The sequence below is a fragment of the Caulobacter sp. UNC279MFTsu5.1 genome, assembly GCF_900114015.1.
Lineage (GTDB): Bacteria > Pseudomonadota > Alphaproteobacteria > Caulobacterales > Caulobacteraceae > Caulobacter.
In genome coordinates, this window is record NZ_FORN01000032.1 from 1 (window position 1) to 21135 (window position 21135).

A 21135-nucleotide genomic window follows, 5' to 3' on the forward strand; every position below is an offset into this window, starting at 1 on the left:
CAACTTCAGGGAAGGTGGCGCGAATGACGGGACTTGAACCCGCGACCTCCGGCGTGACAGGCCGGCGCTCTAACCAACTGAGCTACATCCGCATCAGGCTCCGCCGAAGCGAAGTGCGACCCGCCGTGCGGCGAGGGGCGTCTGATATGTCGGGCCGATGTGCGTGTCAACGGCCATGTCGCGGAAGCTGTGAGCGAATGCCAGTTGCGACCGTTTCTCAATGTGTCGCAGGCGTTTGAAGCGTCGGCGACACTGAGCTACAACCCGCTCGATTCAAGCCAAGGGCTGTCATGAACGCCTTCCTTCTCCAGTATCTGCCGATCGTGATCTTTCTAGGGATCGCGGCGGTCATCGGCATCGCCTTCATCCTCGCCGCCGCGGTGCTCGCCCCCAAGGCGCCGGACCCGGAAAAGCTGTCCGCCTACGAATGCGGCTTCAATGCTTTCGACGACGCGCGCATGAAGTTCGACGTCCGGTTCTACCTGGTCTCGATCCTGTTCATCATCTTCGACCTGGAAGTGGCCTTCCTGTTCCCGTGGGCCGTCTCGCTGATGAAGCTGCCGCACGACGTGGCCGCCTTCGCCTTCTGGTCGATGATGGTTTTCTTGGGCGTTCTGACCGTCGGCTTCATCTACGAATGGAAGAAGGGCGCCCTCGAATGGGAGTGATCGTTCCCCCCGCTAGCTCGCCCCTGGTTCCCGCGGGTTCGGCCGCGCGGTCGACGGTGCAGGGCTATGACCCCAAGCTGCACGACCCCTATTTCGACGGCCTGTCGGGCCAGCTGGCTGACAAGGGCTTCGTCACGGCGGCCGCCGACGACCTGATCACCTGGGCCCGCACCGGCAGCCTGATGTGGATGACGTTCGGCCTGGCCTGCTGCGCCGTCGAGATGATGCACTCGGCCATGCCGCGCTATGACCTGGAGCGCTACGGCTTCGCGCCGCGCGCCAGCCCGCGCCAGTCGGACGTGATGATCGTCGCGGGCACCCTGACCAACAAGATGGCCCCGGCTCTGCGCAAGGTCTACGACCAGATGCCCGAGCCCCGCTACGTCATCTCGATGGGCAGCTGCGCCAACGGCGGCGGCTACTATTATTACAGCTACAGCGTCGTGCGCGGCTGCGACCGCGTGGTGCCGATCGACATCTATGTCCCCGGCTGCCCGCCCACCGCCGAGGCCCTGGTCTACGGCGTGCTGCAGCTGCAGAAGAAGATCCGTCGCACGGGGACGATCGAGCGATGACCGACGTTGTTTCCACCGAGGCGGCCCAAGAAACGGCCCTCTCGCCGCTCGAGGCGCTGGGTCAGGCGATCGTCGCCAATTCGGCCGGCGCGATCACGGCCTATCACGTGGCGTTCGGCGAGCTGAACCTGTTGGGTCCGGCCAACCGCGTGGTCCAGGCGCTGACCTATCTGCGCGACCATCCCGACTACCGGTTCCACCAGCTGGTGGACCTGACGGGCGTGGACTATCCGGAGCGCGAGCGCCGGTTCGACGTGGTCTATCACCTGCTATCGCTGGTGAAGAACCATCGCGTCCGCCTCAAGGTGCAGACCGACGAGGACACCGCCGTCCCCAGCGCCACGCCGGTGTTCCCGGTCGCCGACTGGTTCGAGCGCGAAGCCTTCGACATGTACGGGATCTTCTTCGACGGTCACCCCGATCTGCGCCGGATCCTGACCGACTACGGCTTCCACGGCCACCCGCTGCGGAAGGACTTCCCGATGACGGGCTATGTCGAGGTCCGCTACGACGACGAGCTCAAGCGCGTGGTCTACGAGCCCGTGAAGATCACCGAGTTCCGGGCGTTCGACTTCATGTCTCCGTGGGAGGGCGCCAAGTACGCCCTGCCGGGCGACGAGAAGGCTGGGAAGTAAGTCATGACTGGTTCCAATTCCCCCGCCGCCGCGACCGACTTCTTCCACGACGCGCCGTCGCTGCCGATCGTGCCGGAAACCCCGGTGCGCAAGTTCAACATCAACTTCGGCCCGCAGCACCCGGCCGCGCACGGCGTGCTGCGCCTGGTGCTGGAGCTGGACGGTGAGATCGTCGAACGCGTCGATCCGCACATCGGCCTGCTGCACCGCGGCACCGAGAAGCTGATGGAGGCGCGCACCTACCTCCAGAATATCCCCTATTTCGACCGCCTCGACTACGTGGCGCCGATGAACCAGGAACATGCGTTCTGCCTGGCCATCGAGAAGCTGCTGGGCGTGGACGTGCCGCTGCGCGGCAGCCTGATCCGCGTGCTGTTCTGCGAGATCGGCCGGGTGCTGAACCATCTGCTGAACGTGACGACCCAGGCCATGGACGTCGGCGCCCTGACACCGCCGCTCTGGGGCTTCGAGGAGCGTGAGAAGCTGATGGTGTTCTACGAGCGCGCCTGCGGCGCTCGCCTGCACGCCAACTACTTCCGTCCGGGCGGCGTCCACCAGGACCTGACCCCGGCCCTGATCGACGACATCGAAAAGTGGGCCAAGGCCTTCCCGAAGATCTGCGACGACATCGAGGGCCTGATCACCGACAACCGCATCTTCAAGCAGCGCAACGTCGACATCGGCGTGGTCAGCAAGGAAGACGCGCTGGCCTGGGGCTTCTCCGGCGTGATGGTGCGCGGCTCGGGCATCGCCTGGGACCTGCGCCGTAACCAACCCTACGAGTGCTACAACGACTTCGAATTCGACATCCCGCTGGGCAAGAACGGCGACTGCTACGATCGCTACCTGTGCCGCATGCAGGAGATGCGCGAGTCGACCAAGATCATCCTGCAAGCCATCGAAAAGCTGCGGGTCACGCCGGGGCCGGTGATGACCGAGGATAACAAGGTCAGCCCGCCGCGCCGCGCCGAGATGAAGCGGTCGATGGAAGCCCTGATCCACCACTTCAAGCTCTACACCGAAGGTTTCCGCACGCCGGAGGGCGAGGTCTACGCCGCGGTCGAAGCCCCCAAGGGCGAGTTCGGCGTCTACGTGGTGTCGAACGGCACCAACAAGCCGTACCGCTGCAAGATCAAGGCGCCGGGCTTCTCGCACCTGGCGGCCATGGACTGGATGAACCGGGGCCACCAGTTGGCCGATGTCTCGGCCATCCTGGGCTCGCTCGACATCGTGTTCGGCGAGGTCGACCGGTGAGCCTCGAATCCATCGCTCAGGCCCAGCTGGACGCCTACAACGCCCAGGACCTGGACGCCCACTGCGCCCATTTCACCGACGACGTCGTGGTCGCCGGCCTGAACGGCGAGGTGGCGCGCACGGGCATCGAGGCCTATCGCGCCTGGTACGCGGCCGCGTTCGCGCAGTTTCCGAACAACAAGGCCAAGCTTCTCAACCGCATCGTGGTGGGCGCCAACGTGATCGATCACGAGCACGTCGACCGCGGCAACGGCGACGCCCCTTTCCAGGTCGCCGCCATCTACACCTTCAGGGGCGACAAGATCGCCCGCGTGGATTTCGCACGATGAGTGTTCGTCGCCTCGCCAAGGAACAGCCGGCCAGTTTCGCCTTCTCGAAGGATAGCCAGGCCAAGGCCGACTGGTGGAAAGCCAAATACCCCGCCGACCGCAAGCAGTCGGCGGTGATCCCGATGCTGTGGCTGGCCCAGAAGCAGGAAGGCTGGGTCTCCGAACCCGCCATCCAGGAGATCGCCAGGCAACTGCAGATGCCGGTCATCCGCGTGCTGGAGGTCGCCACCTTCTACGTGATGTTCCAGCTGCAGCCGGTCGGCAAGGTCGCCTTCGTCCAGCTCTGCGGCACCACGCCGTGCCAGCTGCGCGGCGCGCTGGACCTGAAGGCCGTGCTGAAGGCCAAGATCGGCGAGGCCCACGAGGTCTCGGCCGACGGCAAGTTCAGCTGGGAAGAGGTCGAGTGCCTGGGCGCCTGCTGCAACGCGCCGATGGCCGCCATCAACGACTATTACTACGAGGACCTGACGCCGGAGAGTCTGGCCCAGATCCTCGACGACTTCGCCGCCGGCAAGTCGCCCAAGCCGGGCAGCTATGAAGGCCGCGGCGCGTCGGAACCGAAGGGCAAGATCCAGACCCTGACCGATCCGAAGCTGTACGACGGCTCGGCGGCCAAGAAGATCAAGATCCCGAACCTGCCCGAAAAGCCGAAAAAGGCCCCGAAGACGGAGCCGGCGGCCTGATGAACCACGCCGACGCCATCCAGAAGAAGCGCCTGACCACGATGTTCGCCATCGACGTGGTCTGCTTCGTGCTGGCCGGCGCGGCGGTCATCGGTTACGTCGCGGCCGGGATCGGCTGGCTGGCGCCGGTGTTCATCGGCGCGATCGCCGTCGGGCTGGGCGCGCAGATCTGGTTCATCCTGGGCTGGATGAAGGCCGCCAAGCGGGACGAGGAGGGCAGGGCGTCGTGACCGACGATCCGCAACTCATCGCCAAGCGGGTGGCCTATGTGAAGACCATCCGGGGTCTTTACCGCAACGAGCGCATCGCCGGCCTGGTCGGCTCGCTGATCGGGGCCCTGCTCCTGATCTGGGGGCGGATGGGCCAGGGGGCGCCCGCCTGGGCTGTTCCCGTCGCTTTCCTGGTGATAGGCGCCGCCTGGGCGCTTTTCGCCTATGTCATCATTCGTCGGACGCGCTATGTGCGCGCCCATCCATTCGATCCGCAAAGCTGAGTCATGGTCGGTATCCTCGAAGACAAGGACCGCATCTTCACGAACCTCTACGGTCTCCAAGATTGGGGCCTCGAGGGCGCGAAGAAGCGCGGCTGCTGGAATGGCACCAAGGACATCCTGGACGCCGGGCGCGACTGGATCATCGACAACATGAAGAACTCCGGCCTGCGCGGTCGGGGCGGGGCGGGCTTTGGCACCGGCCTGAAGTGGTCGTTCATGCCCAAGGAAGTGAAGGACGGCCGTCCGCACTACCTGGTGGTCAACGCCGACGAGTCCGAGCCGGGCACCTGCAAGGATCGGGAGATCATGCGGCATGACCCGCACCTCCTGATCGAAGGCTGCCTGATCGCCTCGCGCGCCATGCTGGCCCACGCCTGCTACATCTACATCCGCGGCGAATACGTCCGTGAGCGCGAGGTGCTGGAAGCCGCCATCAAGCAGGCCTACGAGGCCAAGCTGATCGGCAAGAACAACGTTCACGGCTGGGACTTCGACCTCTACGTCCACCACGGCGCCGGCGCCTATATCTGCGGCGAAGAGACGGCCCTGCTGGAAAGCCTGGAAGGCAAGAAGGGCCAGCCGCGCCTGAAGCCGCCGTTCCCGGCCGGCGCGGGCCTCTACGGCATGCCGACCACGGTCAACAACGTCGAGAGCATCGCCGTCGCCGGCACGATCCTGCGGCGCGGCGCGGCCTGGTTCGCGGGCTTCGGCCGTCCCAACAACGCCGGCACCAAACTGTTCTGCGTCTCGGGCCACGTGAACCTGCCCTGCAACGTCGAAGAAGCCATGAGCATCCCCTTCCGTCAGCTGATGGAAGACCATTGCGGCGGGATCCGCGGCGGCTGGGGCAATCTGAAGGCCGTGATCCCGGGCGGCTCGTCCGTGCCGATGATCCCGGCCGAGCAGTGCGAAGACCTGCCGATGGACTTCGACGCCCTGCGCAACCTGCGCTCGGGCCTGGGCACGGCCGCCGTGATCGTCATGGACAAGTCCACCGATCTGGTCCGCGCCATCGCCCGCCTGAGCTACTTCTACAAGCACGAAAGCTGCGGCCAGTGCACGCCGTGCCGCGAAGGCACCGGCTGGATGTGGCGGGTCATGGAGCGCATGGCGACCGGCGAGGCCGATCCGAAGGAGATCGACACCCTGCTGGACGTCACGACCCAGGTCGAGGGTCACACCATCTGCGCCCTGGGCGACGCGGCCGCCTGGCCGATCCAGGGCCTGTTCCGTCACTTCCGCCACGAAGTGGAGGAGCGGATCGCATCCTATCGTAGCGGTCGCCTGCACGTGCAGGGCGCCAAGCTGATCGCGGCGGAGTAAACGATTATGGCAATCGCCAAGGTCAATGGCGTCGAGGTCGAGTTCGAGCCCGGCATGACGGTTCTGCAGGTCGCGGAACTGGCCGGGGAAGAGATCCCGCGCTTCTGCTATCACGAACGCCTGAGCATCGCCGGCAACTGCCGCATGTGCCTGGTCGAGGTGAAGCCCGGTCCGCCCAAGCCGCAGGCGTCGTGCGCCCTGCCGGCCGCCGAGGGTCAGGAGATCTTCACCAAGACCCCGATGGTCAAGAAGGCTCGCGAAGGGGTGATGGAGTTCCTGCTCATCAACCACCCGCTGGACTGCCCGATCTGCGACCAGGGCGGCGAGTGCGACCTGCAGGACCAGGCCATGGGCTATGGCCGCGACGACAGCCGCTACGAGGAAAACAAGCGCGCGGTCGAAGAAAAGGCCATGGGCCCGCTCATCAAGACCGTGATGACCCGCTGCATCCAGTGCACGCGCTGCGTCCGCTTCATCACCGAAGTCGCCGGCTCGCCGGAGATCGGCCTGATCTCGCGCGGCGAAGACGTTGAAATCACGACCTATCTGGGCGCGGCGGTGACGTCGGAGCTCAGCGCCAACGTCATCGACCTGTGCCCGGTCGGCGCCCTGACCTCCAAGCCCTACGCCTTCGAGGCTCGTCCGTGGGAGCTGAAGAAGACCGAGAGCGTCGATGTCATGGACGCCCTGGGCTCGGCCATCCGGGTCGACGCCCGCGGCGCCGCCGTCCTGCGCGTGCTGCCGCGCGTCAACGAGGACGTCAACGAGGAGTGGATCAGCGACAAGACGCGCTACGCCGTGGACGGCCTGCAGCGCCAGCGTCTGGATCGCCCGTATGTCCGCGTTGGCGGCAAGCTGCAGCCGGCCTCGTGGGCCCAGGCCTTCGCCGCCGTCGCCGCCAAGATCAAGGCCGCCAAGCCCGAGCGCGTCGGCGTGATCGCTGGCGACCTGCAGGACGCCGAAAGCCTGAAGGCGACCAAGGACCTGTTCACCGCCCTGGGCGTGAAGAACCTCGACGCCCGCCAGGACGGTTCTGCCCTGGGCGCGGGTCCGCGCGAAAGCTGGCTGTTCAACTCGACGATCGCCGGCATCGAGAACGCCGACGTGGTGCTGTTCGTCGGCGCCAATCCGCGCCTCGAGGCCCCGGTCCTGAACGCCCGCTTCCGCAAGCAGTGGATCGCCGGCAAGACCCGCTTCGGCGTGATCGGCGAGCAGGCCGACCTGACCTTCGACTACGACTATCTCGGCGCCGGGACCAAGACCCTGTCGGGCCTGGCCAAGAGCAAGAGCGACTTCGTCGCCGCCCTCAAGAACGCCGAACGGCCGGCGATCATCATCGGCCAGGGCGCGCTGTCGCGGGCCGACGGCGCCGCCGTGCTGAAGGCCGCCGCTGCGGCGGCCAAGACCTTCAAGGTCGTGCGCGACGGCTGGAACGGCTGGAACGTGCTGCACACCGCCGCCGCCCGCGTGGCCGGTCTGGACCTGGGCTTCGTTCCGGGCGAGGGCGGCCTGTCGGCGGCCGAGATGCTGAAGCCGGGCGCGCTGGACGTGCTGTTCCTGCTGGGCGCCGACGAGTGCGAGACCGCCGCCTCGGACGCCTTCAAGGTCTATCTCGGCACCCACGGCGACGCCGGCGCCCACAAGGCCGACGTCATCCTGCCCGGCGCGGCCTACACCGAGAAGAATGGCCTCTATGTGAACACCGAAGGCCGCGTCCAGATGGGCGAGCGGGCGGTGTTCCCCAAGGGCGAGGCCAAGGAAGACTGGTCGATCCTGCGGGCCCTGTCCGAACACCTGGGCGCCAAGTTGCCCTACGACAGCCTGGACCAGCTGCGCGCCAAGCTGTTCGCCGAGCACCCGACCTTCGGCCAGATCGACTACGCCCCGGGCTCGGTGGCCGCGTCGTTCGACCTGTCGGGCCTGGGCGGCGCCGGCGAGCTGTCGGACGCCCCGTTCGAAAGCCCGATCAAGGCCTTCCACCTGACCAACCCCATCGCGCGCGCCAGCGTGACCATGGCCGAATGCGCGGCCATGGCTTCCGGCGCCGCCAAGATCGCGGCGGAGTAGGCCGGTGAGCGAATTCTTCTCCAACCCCGCCGTGACCTGGACCCTCCTGACCACCGGCGGGATCCTGCTGGTCGTGATCTGGGTCCTGCTGAGCCTGGCCTTCCTGCTGCTGGCCGACCGCAAGATCTGGGCCGGCGTGCAGATGCGCAAAGGGCCCAACGTGGTGGGGCCGTTCGGCCTGCTGCAGTCCTTCGCCGACTTCTTCAAATTCGTGCTGAAGGAGATCATCATCCCGGCCGGCGCCGACAAGGTGATCTTCCTTCTGGCCCCGCTGCTGAGCCTGGTCCTGGCCTTCGTCGGCTGGGCCGTGGTGCCGTTCGCGCCCGGCTGGGTGGTCTCCAACCTGAACGTCGGCATCCTGTACCTGCTGGCGATGAGCTCGCTGGGCGTCTACGGCATCATCATGGGCGGCTGGGCTTCGAACTCGAAGTACCCGTTCCTGGGCGCGCTGCGCTCGGCGGCGCAGATGGTGTCGTACGAGGTGTCGATCGGCCTGATCATCATCACGGTGATCCTGCTGGCCGGCACCATGAACCTGACTTCGATCGTGTCGCAGCAGGGCGGCTGGATCTGGAACTGGAACGTGTTCGGCGGCCACGGCCTGAAGAACCTGATCCTGATGCCGGTGATGGTCATCGCCATGGGCATGTTCTTCATCTCGGCCCTGGCCGAGACCAACCGCCCGCCGTTCGACCTGCCGGAAGCCGAATCCGAACTCGTGGCCGGCTACCAGGTCGAATACAGCTCGACCCCGTACCTGCTGTTCATGGTCGCCGAATATTCCAACATCGTGCTGATGTGCGCGATGATCAGCGTGCTGTTCTTCGGCGGCTGGAACCCCGGCTTCCCGACGGACTTCCTGGCGAGCTGGCCACTGTTCCTGGCCAACCTGTTCCTGGCCCTGGTGTTCTTCGCCAAGATCGTCTTCTGGTTCTTCATGATCGCCATGGCCAAGGCCATCGTGCCCCGCTACCGCTACGACCAGTTGATGCGCCTGGGCTGGAAGGTCTTCCTGCCGATGTCGCTGGTGCTGGTGATGCTGGTCTCGGCCTGGCGCGTCTTCGGACTGCAGGCGTGATCGGCGGGACGACATACCTGGCCCTGGCCGGCCTCGGACTGGCCCTGGCCGGTTGCGCGACCGACGGCGTCGCTCCGGCCAAGTCGTCCTATTCGCTGGGGCGCGGCACGGCCAGCTACGACCAGCTGCGTCGCGACAGCGAGAAATGCGCCGCCGACGGCGGCAAGATCGAGGCCAAGCAGGACGGGGGCGACCCCACCCAGCTTGGGAACTACAGCTGCGTCATTCCGAAGGGTGGAAAATGACGCGGAAGGCGCTCTGGACCGGATTGATCGCGACGATCGCCCTGTCCGGCTGCGCCGCCTGGGAACACCCGCGCGGCCTCCCGCCGCCGCGGACCGGTTCCCTGGACGAACAGGTCGAGGCGCGCCGGCAGGCCGAGGCCAAGACCAAGGAATGCGTGATCCGGCAGTCCATCCGCCGGGAACAGATCGAAGCGGGCAGGGACGTGCGTCCCTTCCCAAAAGAGAAGTGTTAGGAGAGCTCTGGTGTTCCAGCGCATCACACAGGCGGTCAAGGGCGTGGCCCTGCTCGACTTCGCGGGCGCCTTCGGCCTGGGCATGAAGTACATGCTCGCGCCCAAGAAGACCGTGATCTATCCGAACGAGCGCGGCCCGCAGTCGCCCCGTTTCCGCGGCGAGCACGCCCTGCGCCGCTATCCGTCGGGCGAAGAGCGCTGCATCGCCTGCAAGCTGTGCGAAGCCATCTGCCCGGCCCAGGCCATCACCATCGAGGCCGAACCGCGCGACGACGGCAGCCGCCGCACGACCCGCTACGACATCGACATGGTCAAGTGCATCTACTGCGGCCTGTGCCAGGAGGCCTGCCCGGTGGACGCCATCGTCGAGGGGCCGAACATCGAGTTCGCCGTCGAGACGCGCGAAGAGCTCTACTACGACAAGGAAAAGCTGCTCGACAACGGCGACCGTTGGGAGCGGCTGATCGCGAAGAATCTGGAGTTGGACGCGCCCTACCGCTAAAGGACGGGGCGCGATTCCGAGGGGTAGGCGACCGGTCCTCCGACCTGTCGTTGTTTTATGGTTTTCTTCAGGGAGCACCTGGGCCAATGGCCTTGCCGGCGATAGCTTTCTATTTGCTCGCGGTAGCGACCGTGGTGGCGGGTCTTCTCGTCGTCTCGGCCAAGAACCCCGTGCACTCGGTGCTCTTCCTGATCACCGCCTTCTTCTCGGCCGCGGGTCTCTTCGTCCTGATGGGCGCGGAGTTCCTGGCGATGCTGCTGATCGTCGTCTATGTCGGCGCGGTCGCGGTGCTGTTCCTGTTCGTCGTGATGATGCTCGACGTGGACTTCGCCGAGCTGCGGCAGGGCTTCGCCCAGTATCTGCCGATCGGCGGTCTGGTCGGGGGCATCCTGACGCTGGAGATGATCTTCGTCGCCGCGACGGTGGCCACCAACGGCGCGGCCGGCAAGAACGCCGCCCCGATGGCCTCTCCCGTCGGCGTGTCGAACACCGAGGCGATCGGCCGGGTGCTCTACACCGACTACATCTTCTTCTTCCAACTGGCGGGCCTGGTGCTGCTGGTGGCCATGATCGGCGCCATCGTCCTGACCCTGCGCCACAAGCCTGGCGTCAAGCGCCAGGACATCGGCAAGCAGATCGCCCGCACGCCAAAGACCGGAATGGAACTCGTGCAGATCAAGCCGGGCGAGGGGATCAGCGAATGATCGGCCTGTCGCACTATCTCGTCGTCGCCGCCATCCTGTTCACGATCGGTGTCTTCGGCATCTTCGTGAACCGCAAGAACATCATCGTCATCCTGATGTCGATCGAGCTGATCCTGCTGGCGGTGAACATCAACCTGGTGGCCTTCTCGGTCTTCCTGCACGACGTGGTGGGACAGATCTTCGCCATGTTCGTGCTGACCGTCGCCGCGGCCGAAGCGGCCGTCGGCCTGGCCATCCTGGTGACGTTCTTCCGTAACCGCGGCGACATCGCCGTCGACGACGCCAGCGTGATGAAGGGCTGATCGCAGTGCAGAGTCTCGTCACCATCCTCGTCCTCGCGCCGCTGGTCGCCGCGATCATCGCCGGCCTGTTCGGCCGTCGCATCGGCAATGTCGCCTCGCAGGCGGTCACCACGGGCGCGCTCATCCTCAGCTGCGCCCTGGGCTGGTACACGTTCAGCCAGTGGACCTGGGGGCACATGGAGGCCTTCACGGTCAACCTGCTGCCCTTCATCCACGTGGGGAACTTCGTCTCCAACTGGTCGGTCCGCATCGACGCCCTGTCGTGCGTGATGTTGATCGTGGTGACGACGGTCTCGGCCCTTGTGCACATCTATTCCTGGGGCTACATGGCCGAGGACGACAGCAAGCCGCGCTTCTTCGCGTACCTGTCGCTGTTCACCTTCGCCATGCTGGCCCTGGTCACCGCCGCCGACTTCATGCAGCTGTTCTTCGGCTGGGAAGGGGTGGGCTTGGCCTCGTACCTGCTGATCGGTTTCTGGTTCAGGAAGTCGACCGCCAGCGCCGCGGCGATCAAGGCGTTCGTCGTCAACCGCGTGGGCGACTTCGGCTTCGCCCTGGGCATCATGACCACCTACTGGGCGTTCGGCTCGATCCAGTTCGCCGAAATCTTCCCGCAGATCGCCTCGGGCGCGGCGCGCACCTGGCAGTTCGCGGGCCACACCTTCCCGCTGGTCGACATCGCCTGCTTCCTGCTGTTCATCGGCGCGATGGGCAAGTCGGCGCAGTTCTTCCTGCACACCTGGTTGCCGGACGCCATGGAAGGCCCGACCCCGGTCTCGGCCCTGATCCACGCGGCGACCATGGTCACCGCTGGCGTCTACATGCTGTGCCTGCTGTCGCCGATGTTCGAATACGCGCCCGTCGCCAAGAACATCGTCACGGTGATCGGCGCGATCACGGCCCTGTTCGCGGCCACGGTCGGCCTGACCCAGAACGACATCAAGCGGGTGATCGCCTACTCGACCTGTTCGCAGCTGGGCTACATGTTCTTCGCGGCCGGCGTCGGCGCCTACCAGGCGGCGATGTTCCACCTGTTCACCCACGCCTTCTTCAAGGCGCTGCTGTTCCTCGGCGCCGGTTCGGTGATCCACGGCATGCACCACGAGCAGGACATGCGGAAGTACGGCGGTCTGGCCAAGCTGCTGCCCTGGACCTTCGGGGCCATGACCGTCGGCACGATCGCCATCACCGGCCTGGGCCTGCCGCCGCTGCACCTGGGCTTCGCCGGCTTCTATTCGAAGGACACCATCATCGAGGCCGCCTACGCGGCGGGCACGCACAATGGCGTGGCCATGTTCGCCTGGGTGATCGGCGTACTGGTGGCCGGCCTGACCTCGTTCTACTCCTGGCGCCTGGCCTTCTTCACCTTCAACGGCCAGGCCCGCTGGGGCCACGACGACCATCATGCGCACGACGCTCACGGCCATGACGCGCATGCTCATGACGACCATGGCGCCGCGCACGAGACCCACGATGAGCCGCTGCCCGATGCGCACGACGACCATGGCCACGGCCATGATCACCAGCCGCACGAAAGCCCCTGGGTGATGCGGTTCCCGCTGATCGTGCTGTCGATCGGCGCGATCTTCGCCGGCTTGGTGTTCACCGACTTCTTCGTCGGTCACCACCAGCAGGAGTTCTGGCGCGGCGCGATCTTCAACGCCCCGACCAACCACGTGCTGCACGAGGCCCACGAAGTGGCCGAGTGGGTGAAGTGGAGCCCGCTGATCGCTTCGATCATCGGCCTGCTGATCGCGGTCTACGTCTACCTGCTCAAGGGTAACGAGCGGCTGGGCCAGAAGCTGGCCGACCGCCAGGGCCCGCTGTACGTGTTCTTCTACAACAAGTGGTTCTTCGACGAGCTGTACGCCGCCACATTCGTGCGCGCGGCCAAGTTCCTCGGCGACCTGTTCTGGAAGGGCGGCGACCAGAAGCTGATCGACGGCTTCGGACCTGACGGCGTCAGCGCCGTCAGCTACGAAGTCGGCCGCCGGACCGGCAAGCTGCAGTCCGGCTACCTGTACCACTACGCCTTCGTCATGCTGCTCGGCGTCGCCGGCCTGCTGACGTTCGCCCTTTACGCATTCCGTTGAGGACGGATCGATGACCGGCCTGCTTAGCCTCACCACCTTCGCCCCGCTCGTCGGCGTGGTCCTGCTGCTGGGCGCGCGCGCCCTGCACGGCGACAGCGCCAGGACGGACGCCCTGGCCAAGTGGATCGCCCTGGCGACCACCCTGGTCACCTTCGCCCTGTCGGTCGTGCTGGTCGCCCAGTTCGACGCCAAGAACCCCGGCTTCCAGTTCGTGGAAGACTTCAACTGGTTCGCGGGCCTGCACTACCGCATGGGCGTCGACGGGATCTCGATCCTGTTCGTGCTGCTGACCACGTTTCTGCTGCCTATCTGCATCATCGCCGGCTGGAAGTCGGTCGAGAAGCGCGTGGTCGAATACCTGATCTGCTTCCTGGTCCTCGAGACCCTGGTGATCGGCGTATTCTGCGCCCTGGACCTGATCCTGTTCTACCTCTTCTTCGAGGGCGGCCTGGTTCCGATGTTCCTGATCATCGGCATCTGGGGCGGCAAGCGCCGGGTCTACGCGGCCTACAAGTTCTTCCTCTACACGCTGCTCGGCTCGGTGCTGATGCTGGCGGCCATCCTGTCGATGATCGCCATCGCCCACACCTCGTCGATCCCGGCGCTGATGAGCTTCAAGTTCGCCCCGTGGCTGCAGACCTGGCTGTGGCTGGCCTTTTTCGCCAGCTTCGCGGTCAAGATGCCGATGTGGCCGGTGCACACCTGGCTGCCCGACGCCCACGTCGAAGCCCCGACGGCCGGTTCGGTGATCCTGGCGGGCATCCTGCTGAAGCTCGGCGGCTATGGCTTCATGCGCTTCAGCCTGCCGATGTTCCCCAACGCCTCGGAACTGTTCCAGCCGCTAGTGTTCGCGATGTCGGCCATCGCTATCGTCTACACTTCGCTGGTCGCCTTCCGTCAGACCGACATCAAGAAGCTGATCGCCTATTCGTCGGTCGCGCACATGGGCTTCGTGACCATGGGCATCTTCTCGGGCAACACCGCGGGCGAGCAGGGCGCTCTGTTCCAGATGCTGAGCCACGGCCTGATCTCGGGCGCGCTCTTCCTCTGCGTCGGCGTGGTCTATGACCGCATGCACACCCGCGAGATCGCCTTCTACGGCGGCCTCACCAACCGCATGCCCTGGTACGCGGCCGTCTTCATGCTCTTCACCATGGGCAACGTCGGCCTGCCGGGCACCTCGGGCTTCGTCGGCGAAATCCTGACCATGACGGGGACCTACAAGGCCTCGACCTGGACGGCCCTGTTCGCCGCCACGGGCGTGATCTTCTCGGCCATGTACGCCCTGACGCTGTACCGCCGCGTGATGTTCGGCGAGATCGTCAATCCCGAGCTCAAGACCATCACCGACCTCGACAAGCGCGAGATCCTGATCTTCGCCCCGCTGATCATTGGCACCCTGGTGCTCGGCGTTTATCCCAATCTTGTGTTCAACCTGACCGCGTCGTCCGTCGACGGGCTCGTCGGCGCCTGGCGCGCCGCCGTGGGCGGGTGAGGGACCCCATGACGTTCGCCGCCAACTTCTCCCTCGTTCTTCCCGAAGTCATCCTCGGGGCCTCGGCCCTGGTGTTGCTGGTCTGGGGCGCGTTCCACGGCAAGGTGACCCCGCTGTACACCGGCGCGGCCGTCCTGGCCCTGCTGGCCGCGGCCGCGGCCGCCGTGGTTGGACCGCACGGCCACGCCTTCAACGGCGTCTACGCCGCCGACGCCGCCGCCACCTACGCCAAGGTGGCGATCTACGGCTTCAGCGCCCTGGCCATCGTGCTGGGCGACCGCTGGCTGGCCGCCCGCGGCGACCAGAAGTTCGAATACGCCGTGCTGGTGGTCCTGTCGGCGCTGGGCATGGGCGTCACCGCCTCGGCCGGCGACCTGATCAGCCTCTATGTCGGCGTCGAGCTGCAGTCGCTGGCCCTGTATGTCCTGGCCGCCTTCCGCCGCGACGACGCCAAGTCGTCGGAGGCGGGCCTGAAGTACTTCGTGCTGGGCGCGCTGTCATCGGGCCTGCTGCTGTACGGCGCTTCGCTGATCTACGGCTTCGCCGGCTCGACCCGCTTCGAGGACATCGCCGCCGCGGCCCACGGCACGCACGGCGTGGGCCTGCTGTTCGGCCTGGTGTTCCTGCTGTGCGGCCTGGCGTTCAAGGTTTCGGCCGCGCCCTTCCACATGTGGACGCCGGACGTCTACGAAGGCGCCCCGACCCCGGTCGTCGGTTTCTTCGCCGCCGCGCCCAAGCTGGCGGCCATGATGATGTTCGCCCGCGTGCTGGGCGACGCCTTCCCGGACTCGGTGGCCCAGTGGCGCCAGATCCTGGTCATCACCTCGCTGGCCTCGGTCTTCGTCGGCGCCTTCGCCGGCCTGGCCCAGAACAACCTCAAGCGCCTGTGGGCCTACAGCTCGATCGCCAATGTCGGCTACGCCCTGCTGGGCGTGGCGACCGGCGGCGAGACTGGCCTGCACTCGATGCTGCTGTTCATGACCCTGTACATGGTCGACGTCACCGGCTTCTTCGCCTGTCTCCAGGCCCTGTCGCGCGACGGCAAGCCCATGGAGACCATCGAGGACATGGCCGGCCTGGTGAAGCACCGTCCGGGCGTCGCCGTGGCCATGACCGCGTTCTCGCTGTCGGCCCTGGGCATGCCGCCGTTCTCGGGCTTCTGGGCCAAGTTCTACGTCTTCGGCGCGGCCATGGGCTCGGGCGACGTGCTGCTGCAGTGGGCGGCGGTTCTGGGCCTGGTTGGCAGCGTGGTCGCGGCGTTCTACTATCTGCGCCTGATCAAGGCGATGTGGTTCGACGCGGCCGAAGGCGGGGTGGACAAGCCGCAACCGATCGCCCGCGCGGTCGGCTTCGTGGCCGCCGCCTTCTCGTTCCCGGTCGTGCTGGTCGCGCTGATCTGGCTCGACCCGGCGGCCCGGGCCGCCGCGGCGGCCTTTGGCCACGCGTGAGGTGACGGGCCCCGGCCCGACGCTTAAGGGCCCGAGTTTTAAAGGGCCGCCCGTCGTCGTCCTGGACGAGATCGACTCGACCAACGCCGAGGCCCGTCGCCGCGCGGAAGCGGGGGAGGCGGGCCCGGTCTGGATCGTCGGCCTGCGCCAGACCGCCGGCCGGGGCCGACGCGGCCGCGCCTGGGAGACCGGGGTCGGCAACCTGGCCGCCACCCTGCTGTTCAGCACCGACAAGCCGCCGGCCGAGGCCGCCCAGGTGTCGTTCGTCGCCGCCCTGGCCGTCGCCGATCTGCTGGCGGCCTACGTGCCCGCCAGCCTGGTCAGCCTCAAATGGCCCAACGACCCGCTGCTGGGCGGGCTGAAGGTCAGCGGCATTCTCGTCGAGTCCGGGACCCGGCCGACCGGCGGCCTGTGGATCGCCGTCGGGGTGGGCGTCAACCTGGCTCGCAAGCCGATCGACAGCGAACGCCCGGCCACCGCCCTGAGCACCTATCGCGACGCCCCGCCGCCGTCGCCGGTCGAGGCGATCGAGGTCCTGGCCGCCGCCTTCGCGCGCTGGGAGGACGTCTGGCTGCGCCTGGGCTTCCCCGCCATCGCCGACGCCTGGACGGCTCGGGCCCACGGCCTGGGCGAGCCGTGCGTCGCCCGTCTGGGAACCGAAACCCTGGAGGGGATCGCGGAAGGGCTGGACGGCGACGGCGCTCTGCGTCTTCGTCTGGCCGACGGCCAACTTCGGCGGGTCACCGCCGGCGACGTCTTTTTCGGAGGGGCCTCCTGATGCTGCTGGCCATCGAACAGGGCAACACCAACACCCTCTTCGCCATCCACGACGGCGAGGCCTGGATCGCCCAGTGGCGCGCCGCCACCGAGAGCACGCGCACGGCCGACGAATACGTGGTCTGGCTGTCGCAACTGCTGTCGATGCAGGGCCTGGGCTTCCGGGCCATCGACTCGGTGATCATCTCCAGCGTCGTGCCGCAGTCGATCTTCAACCTGCGCAACCTGTCGCGCCGCTATTTCGGCGTCGAGCCGCTGGTGATCGGCGAGAACGCCAAGCTGGGCGTCGATGTGCGGATCGACAAGCCGTCCGAGGCCGGGGCCGACCGCCTGGTCAACGCCGTGGGCGCGCACATGGTCTATCCCGGCCCGCTGATCGTCATCGACAGCGGCACCGCCACCACCTTCGACATCGTCGGCGCCGACGGGGCGTTCGAGGGCGGCATCATCGCACCCGGCATCAACCTGTCCATGCAGGCTCTGCACGAGGCCGCCGCCAAGCTGCCTCGCATCGCCATCCAGCGGCCTGCCGGCAACCGCGTGGTCGGGACCGACACCGTCAGCGCCATGCAGTCGGGCGTGTTTTGGGGCTATATTTCGCTGATCGAGGGCCTGGTGGCCCGCATCAAGGCCGAACGCGCCGAACCCATGACCGTGGTCGCCACCGGCGGCGTCGCCTCGCTGTTCGAGGGCGCCACCGACAGCATCGACCACTTCGATTCAGATCTGACCATCCGTGGTCTCCTCGAAATTCATCGCCGTAACACCCATCTAGAGACCTAATGACCAAATATACCGACAAGCCTTCCCCCGAGGACGAGCTCGTCTTCCTGCCCCTGGGCGGGTCGAACGAGATCGGCATGAACTTCAATCTCTACGGCTTCGGCCCGGCCGACGACCGCAAATGGATCGTCGTCGACCTGGGCGTGACGTTCGGCGACCAGACGACGCCCGGCGTCGAGATCATCCTGCCCGATCCCGAATTCATCGAGGCCTATGCCGACGACATCCTCGGCATTGTCTTGACCCATGCCCACGAGGATCATCTGGGCGCCGTGCACTGGCTGTGGCCGCGCCTGAAGGCGCCGGTGTTCGCCACGCCGTTCACCGCCTTCCTGCTGCGCGAGAAACTGCGCGACGCCGGCCTGCTGGGCGAGGTGTCGATCACCGAGATCCCGCTGAGCGGCAGCTTTGACCTGGGGCCGTTCCACCTGGAAATGGTGACCCTGACCCACTCGATCCCCGAGCCGAACGGCCTGGCGATCAAGACCCCGCTGGGCACGATCCTGCACACCGGCGACTGGAAGATCGATCCCGATCCCCAGCTGGGCGGCCCCACCGACATCGACGCCATCCGCAAGCTGGGCGACGAGGGCGTGCTGGCCATGGTGTGCGACAGCACCAACGTCTTCGTCGACGGCGAGGCCGGCTCGGAAGCCGGCGTGCGCGAGGCGATGAACAAGCTGATCGCCGGCCTGACCGGCAAGATCGCCGTGGCCTGCTTCGCCTCGAACGTGGCCCGGATGGACACCGTGATCCGCGCCGCCCAGGCCGCCGGCCGCAAGGTCTGCCTGGCCGGCCGCTCGATGCACCGGATGAGCGCCGCCGCCCGCCATGTCGGCCTGCTGGAGGGCCTGGAGCCCTTCATCACCGACGACCAGGCCAAGTACCTACCCGAGAACGAGGTCTTGTTCCTGTGCACCGGCAGCCAGGGCGAGGCCCGAGCGGCCCTGGCCCGGATCGCCGAGGGAACCCACCCGCACGTCAAGCTCTCGCAGGGCGACCACGTGATCTTCAGCTCGCGGGTGATCCCGGGCAATGAGATCCCGATCCGCAACCTGCAGAACAAGCTGGCCGACCGCGGCGTGCGCCTGCACACCGAGCGCGACACCCCCGGCATCCACGTCAGCGGCCACCCGTGCCGCGACGAACTCAAGCAGATGTACCAGTGGGCCCGGCCCACGATCGCGGTGCCGACCCATGGCGAGCGCCGCCACCTGATCGAGCACGCCGCCTTCGCCAAGGACCTGCAGGTGCCGCACGCGGTCAGCCCGCGCAACGGCGACATGGTGCTGCTGGCCCCCGGCCATCCCCAGATCATCGACGAGGTCCCGTCGGGCCGCCTCTATGTCGACGGCGGGGTGGTGACGCCCGAGAACGGCGAGGCCCTGCGCGAGCGCCGCCATGCGGCGTTCAACGGCATGCTGGCCGTTTCGGTCGTGCTGGACGGCCGCAACAAGATCGTCTCCGGCCCGCAGGTCCGCGGCCTGGGCCTGGCCGGCGACGCCGAATATCCGCTGGACGACGCGTTGGATGATCTGGCGGAAGAGGCCGAGACCGCCTTCAAGCGCCTGAGCGGCGACCAGTGCGAGATCGACGAGGCTATCGAGAGCGCGCTCTCGAAGGCCGTGAAGAAGGCCGCCTTCCGCATCTGGGAACGCAAGCCCGTGGTCGAGACCACGGTCCTGCGGATCTGACATTCCCATGGACGAGACCACGCGGCCGATAGAGCCCACGCCCGAGCCCGGCTGGCGGCGGACCCTGCGTCTGCTGACCGGTCCGGCCTGGGCGCTGGGCGCGCTGACCCTCGTCCTCTGGATCGTCTCCGGCGTCCAGTTCCTGGCCAAGACCCAAGGCTGGGAGGAGGCCATGTTCGCCCTTGGCAGCCTCTATCCGCCGTATTTCCGGCAGGGGTTCTTGTGGACGCCACTGACGCACATCTTCCTGCACGGCGGTCTGCTGCACATCTTCATGAACACCACCGCCCTGGTCAGCCTGGGACCGGCCATCGCCGTGCGCCTGGGGAGCGACCTGAAGGGCGGCCTATTGTTCTGGGCGTTCTTCCTGATCTGCGGCGTGGCGGGCGGGCTGCTGTTCCTGGGCCTCCACTGGAACGCCGAGGTCTCGGCCGTCGGCGCTTCCGGCGCGATCTGCGGCCTGTGGGGCGCGGTGGCGCGACTGACCGAGAACGGCGAGCTGGCGCCGGTCTTCTCACGCCAGGTCGGCAAGCAGACATGGTCGTTCGTCGTCATGAACCTGGTGCTGATCGCCATCGGCTTCGGCATCGGCAGGGCGTCGGGGGAGGGCGGTCTGATGATCGCCTGGGAATGCCACGTCGGCGGCTTTATCGCCGGGCTGTTCCTGGTCGAGATGTTTCCGGCGCGGTACTGGTGGCTTCGCCAGCCGAGGTGAGCTGGCCGGTGTGATCGGCGCGATCACGCCTTCGAAACGCCTCGCCGTGGCCGCATGAAGTCGTCTATAGGCTCGACAAATGACGAGAGAGGCTCGCACCCTCATCCCGCAGGACGGACGAACGCTCATGATCGGCAAGCTCAACCACGTCGGCGTCGCCACCCCTTCCATCGACGAGTCGCTGAAGATGTATCGCGACCTGCTGGGGGCGACCTCGCACACCGACAAGTGGGCCATGCCCGAGCAGGGCGTGTGGGTCTGCTTCGTCAACCTGCCCAACAGCCAGATCGAGCTGATCGAACCCTATGGCGAGGCCTCGCCGATCCACGGCTTCCTGGCCAAGAACCCCCGGGGCGGCCAGCATCACATCTGCTTCGAGGTGGAGAACATCTACGAAGCCCGCGACAGCCTGGTCGCCAAGGGCGCCACCGTGCTGGGCGAGCCGCGGATCGGCGCCCATGGCACGCTGATCATCTTCGTTCACCCCAAGGACATGGGCGGCATGCTTGTCGAGCTCATGGAAACCCCCAAGGATTCCCACTGATGGGTCCCGTCACCTGCATCGCCGTCTATCTGACCATCTGGTGGACCACGCTGTTCGCCGTGCTGCCGCTGGGCAACCGCACCTTCAAGGAGATGGGGATCGAGCCGCCGCCGGGCGCGGATCCGGGCGCGCCGGTCAATCCGAACCTCAAGCGCAAGTTCTTCACCACCACCTGGGTCTCCGCCCTGGTGATGGCCGGGCTGCTGCTGACCATCCATTTCCACCTGATCGACCTGCCGGCGCTGCCCGCCACCTATTGATCCTGGGAAGGGCGCCCAAGCCTTGGGCGGGCGACGACATATTTGCCGGCATTCGCCCAATTCGTGGGCGAAGTTCGCCAAGTGGTCAGGCCAGACGCAATCGGGCGCCCCGAACAACCGTTCGGGGCCTAGTCTCAGACTCACGAGGCCGGCTTTTCCGACCTTGCTCTGTGGCGTCTTCCCCGACGATGACTTGAAAGGCCGCGCGAGGATCGCGCGGCCTTCTTTTCCATGA

General features: G+C 66.7%; 25 protein-coding genes and 1 tRNA gene. 25 read left to right on the forward strand and 1 reads right to left on the reverse strand.

The window, feature by feature from the left end; all coding sequences use genetic code 11:
- Positions 1-15: 15 nt before the first annotated feature.
- Positions 16-92 (reverse strand) — tRNA-Asp (locus tag BM066_RS16940).
- A 198-nt stretch (positions 93-290) separates the two neighbouring features.
- Between BM066_RS16940 and BM066_RS16945 the strand changes: the two genes are divergently transcribed.
- From BM066_RS16945 to BM066_RS17065, 25 genes are all read left to right on the forward strand, one after another.
- Positions 291-668, forward strand: a complete 378-nt coding sequence (locus tag BM066_RS16945; protein WP_035074791.1) for an NADH-quinone oxidoreductase subunit A — start codon at positions 291-293, stop codon at positions 666-668.
- Complete coding sequence (locus BM066_RS16950; RefSeq protein WP_089929634.1) at positions 638-1243, forward strand: NuoB/complex I 20 kDa subunit family protein; 606 nt, start codon at positions 638-640, stop codon at positions 1241-1243. The genes BM066_RS16945 and BM066_RS16950 overlap by 31 nt, the downstream gene beginning before the upstream one ends.
- Positions 1240-1878 carry an NADH-quinone oxidoreductase subunit C gene (locus BM066_RS16955; RefSeq protein ID WP_089929635.1) on the forward strand — a complete coding sequence of 213 codons (639 nt, stop codon included), beginning with the start codon at positions 1240-1242 and terminating at the stop codon, positions 1876-1878. The genes BM066_RS16950 and BM066_RS16955 overlap by 4 nt, the downstream gene beginning before the upstream one ends.
- 3 nt (positions 1879-1881) lie before the next feature.
- On the forward strand, positions 1882-3132 hold the full coding sequence (locus BM066_RS16960; protein WP_089929636.1) for an NADH-quinone oxidoreductase subunit D: 1251 nt from the start codon (positions 1882-1884) through the stop codon (positions 3130-3132).
- Positions 3129-3461: a nuclear transport factor 2 family protein gene (locus BM066_RS16965; RefSeq protein WP_089929637.1), complete on the forward strand. Its 333-nt coding sequence runs from the start codon at positions 3129-3131 to the stop codon at positions 3459-3461. The genes BM066_RS16960 and BM066_RS16965 overlap by 4 nt, the downstream gene beginning before the upstream one ends.
- The gene (gene nuoE / locus BM066_RS16970; RefSeq protein ID WP_089929638.1) at positions 3458-4144 is read left to right on the forward strand and encodes an NADH-quinone oxidoreductase subunit NuoE; all 687 of its coding nucleotides are present in this window, start codon (positions 3458-3460) and stop codon (positions 4142-4144) included. Before BM066_RS16965 ends, nuoE begins: the two co-directional genes overlap by 4 nt.
- Positions 4144-4374, forward strand: coding sequence for a hypothetical protein (locus tag BM066_RS16975; RefSeq protein ID WP_089929639.1), 231 nt, complete (start codon positions 4144-4146; stop codon positions 4372-4374). The genes nuoE and BM066_RS16975 overlap by 1 nt, the downstream gene beginning before the upstream one ends.
- Positions 4371-4637, forward strand: a complete 267-nt coding sequence (locus tag BM066_RS16980) for a hypothetical protein (RefSeq protein ID WP_177218486.1) — start codon at positions 4371-4373, stop codon at positions 4635-4637. Before BM066_RS16975 ends, BM066_RS16980 begins: the two co-directional genes overlap by 4 nt.
- A 3-nt stretch (positions 4638-4640) precedes the next feature.
- Positions 4641-5960, forward strand: a complete 1320-nt coding sequence (gene nuoF / locus BM066_RS16985) for an NADH-quinone oxidoreductase subunit NuoF (protein ID WP_089929640.1) — start codon at positions 4641-4643, stop codon at positions 5958-5960.
- Positions 5961-5966: 6 nt separating this feature from the next.
- On the forward strand, positions 5967-8027 hold the full coding sequence (gene nuoG, locus BM066_RS16990; protein WP_089929641.1) for an NADH-quinone oxidoreductase subunit NuoG: 2061 nt from the start codon (positions 5967-5969) through the stop codon (positions 8025-8027).
- Between the two features lie 4 nt (positions 8028-8031).
- On the forward strand, positions 8032-9105 hold the full coding sequence (gene nuoH / locus BM066_RS16995; RefSeq protein WP_089929642.1) for an NADH-quinone oxidoreductase subunit NuoH: 1074 nt from the start codon (positions 8032-8034) through the stop codon (positions 9103-9105).
- Complete coding sequence (locus BM066_RS17000) at positions 9102-9350, forward strand: hypothetical protein (protein WP_089929643.1); 249 nt, start codon at positions 9102-9104, stop codon at positions 9348-9350. The genes nuoH and BM066_RS17000 overlap by 4 nt, the downstream gene beginning before the upstream one ends.
- Positions 9347-9583: a hypothetical protein gene (locus tag BM066_RS17005; protein ID WP_255367631.1), complete on the forward strand. Its 237-nt coding sequence runs from the start codon at positions 9347-9349 to the stop codon at positions 9581-9583. The genes BM066_RS17000 and BM066_RS17005 overlap by 4 nt, the downstream gene beginning before the upstream one ends.
- 10 nt (positions 9584-9593) lie before the next feature.
- Positions 9594-10085, forward strand: a complete 492-nt coding sequence (gene nuoI, locus BM066_RS17010) for an NADH-quinone oxidoreductase subunit NuoI (protein WP_019847591.1) — start codon at positions 9594-9596, stop codon at positions 10083-10085.
- An 86-nt stretch (positions 10086-10171) separates the two neighbouring features.
- The gene (locus tag BM066_RS17015) at positions 10172-10789 is read left to right on the forward strand and encodes an NADH-quinone oxidoreductase subunit J (protein ID WP_089929644.1); all 618 of its coding nucleotides are present in this window, start codon (positions 10172-10174) and stop codon (positions 10787-10789) included.
- Positions 10786-11091: an NADH-quinone oxidoreductase subunit NuoK gene (gene nuoK / locus BM066_RS17020; protein WP_089929645.1), complete on the forward strand. Its 306-nt coding sequence runs from the start codon at positions 10786-10788 to the stop codon at positions 11089-11091. Before BM066_RS17015 ends, nuoK begins: the two co-directional genes overlap by 4 nt.
- Positions 11092-11096: 5 nt before the next feature.
- Complete coding sequence (gene nuoL / locus BM066_RS17025; RefSeq protein WP_089929646.1) at positions 11097-13184, forward strand: NADH-quinone oxidoreductase subunit L; 2088 nt, start codon at positions 11097-11099, stop codon at positions 13182-13184.
- A 10-nt stretch (positions 13185-13194) separates the two neighbouring features.
- Positions 13195-14679 (forward strand): NADH-quinone oxidoreductase subunit M, encoded by a 1485-nt coding sequence (locus BM066_RS17030; protein WP_089929647.1) that lies wholly within the window; start codon positions 13195-13197, stop codon positions 14677-14679.
- Positions 14680-14687: 8 nt separating this feature from the next.
- Positions 14688-16127 carry an NADH-quinone oxidoreductase subunit NuoN gene (nuoN, locus tag BM066_RS17035; protein WP_089929648.1) on the forward strand — a complete coding sequence of 480 codons (1440 nt, stop codon included), beginning with the start codon at positions 14688-14690 and terminating at the stop codon, positions 16125-16127.
- Between the two features lies 1 nt (position 16128).
- On the forward strand, positions 16129-16905 hold the full coding sequence (locus BM066_RS17040; RefSeq protein WP_089929690.1) for a biotin--[acetyl-CoA-carboxylase] ligase: 777 nt from the start codon (positions 16129-16131) through the stop codon (positions 16903-16905).
- On the forward strand, positions 16902-17687 hold the full coding sequence (locus BM066_RS17045; protein ID WP_089929691.1) for a type III pantothenate kinase: 786 nt from the start codon (positions 16902-16904) through the stop codon (positions 17685-17687). The genes BM066_RS17040 and BM066_RS17045 overlap by 4 nt, the downstream gene beginning before the upstream one ends.
- Positions 17687-19381: a ribonuclease J gene (locus tag BM066_RS17050; protein WP_089929649.1), complete on the forward strand. Its 1695-nt coding sequence runs from the start codon at positions 17687-17689 to the stop codon at positions 19379-19381. The genes BM066_RS17045 and BM066_RS17050 overlap by 1 nt, the downstream gene beginning before the upstream one ends.
- A gap of 7 nt (positions 19382-19388) precedes the next feature.
- A complete protein-coding gene (locus BM066_RS17055) occupies positions 19389-20096 on the forward strand; it encodes a rhomboid family intramembrane serine protease (protein WP_089929650.1) in 708 nt (235 codons plus the stop codon).
- A 127-nt stretch (positions 20097-20223) separates the two neighbouring features.
- Positions 20224-20640 (forward strand): methylmalonyl-CoA epimerase, encoded by a 417-nt coding sequence (gene mce, locus BM066_RS17060; protein ID WP_089929651.1) that lies wholly within the window; start codon positions 20224-20226, stop codon positions 20638-20640.
- Positions 20640-20900 carry a DUF1467 family protein gene (locus BM066_RS17065; RefSeq protein ID WP_028037620.1) on the forward strand — a complete coding sequence of 87 codons (261 nt, stop codon included), beginning with the start codon at positions 20640-20642 and terminating at the stop codon, positions 20898-20900. Before mce ends, BM066_RS17065 begins: the two co-directional genes overlap by 1 nt.
- Positions 20901-21135 lie beyond the last annotated feature (235 nt).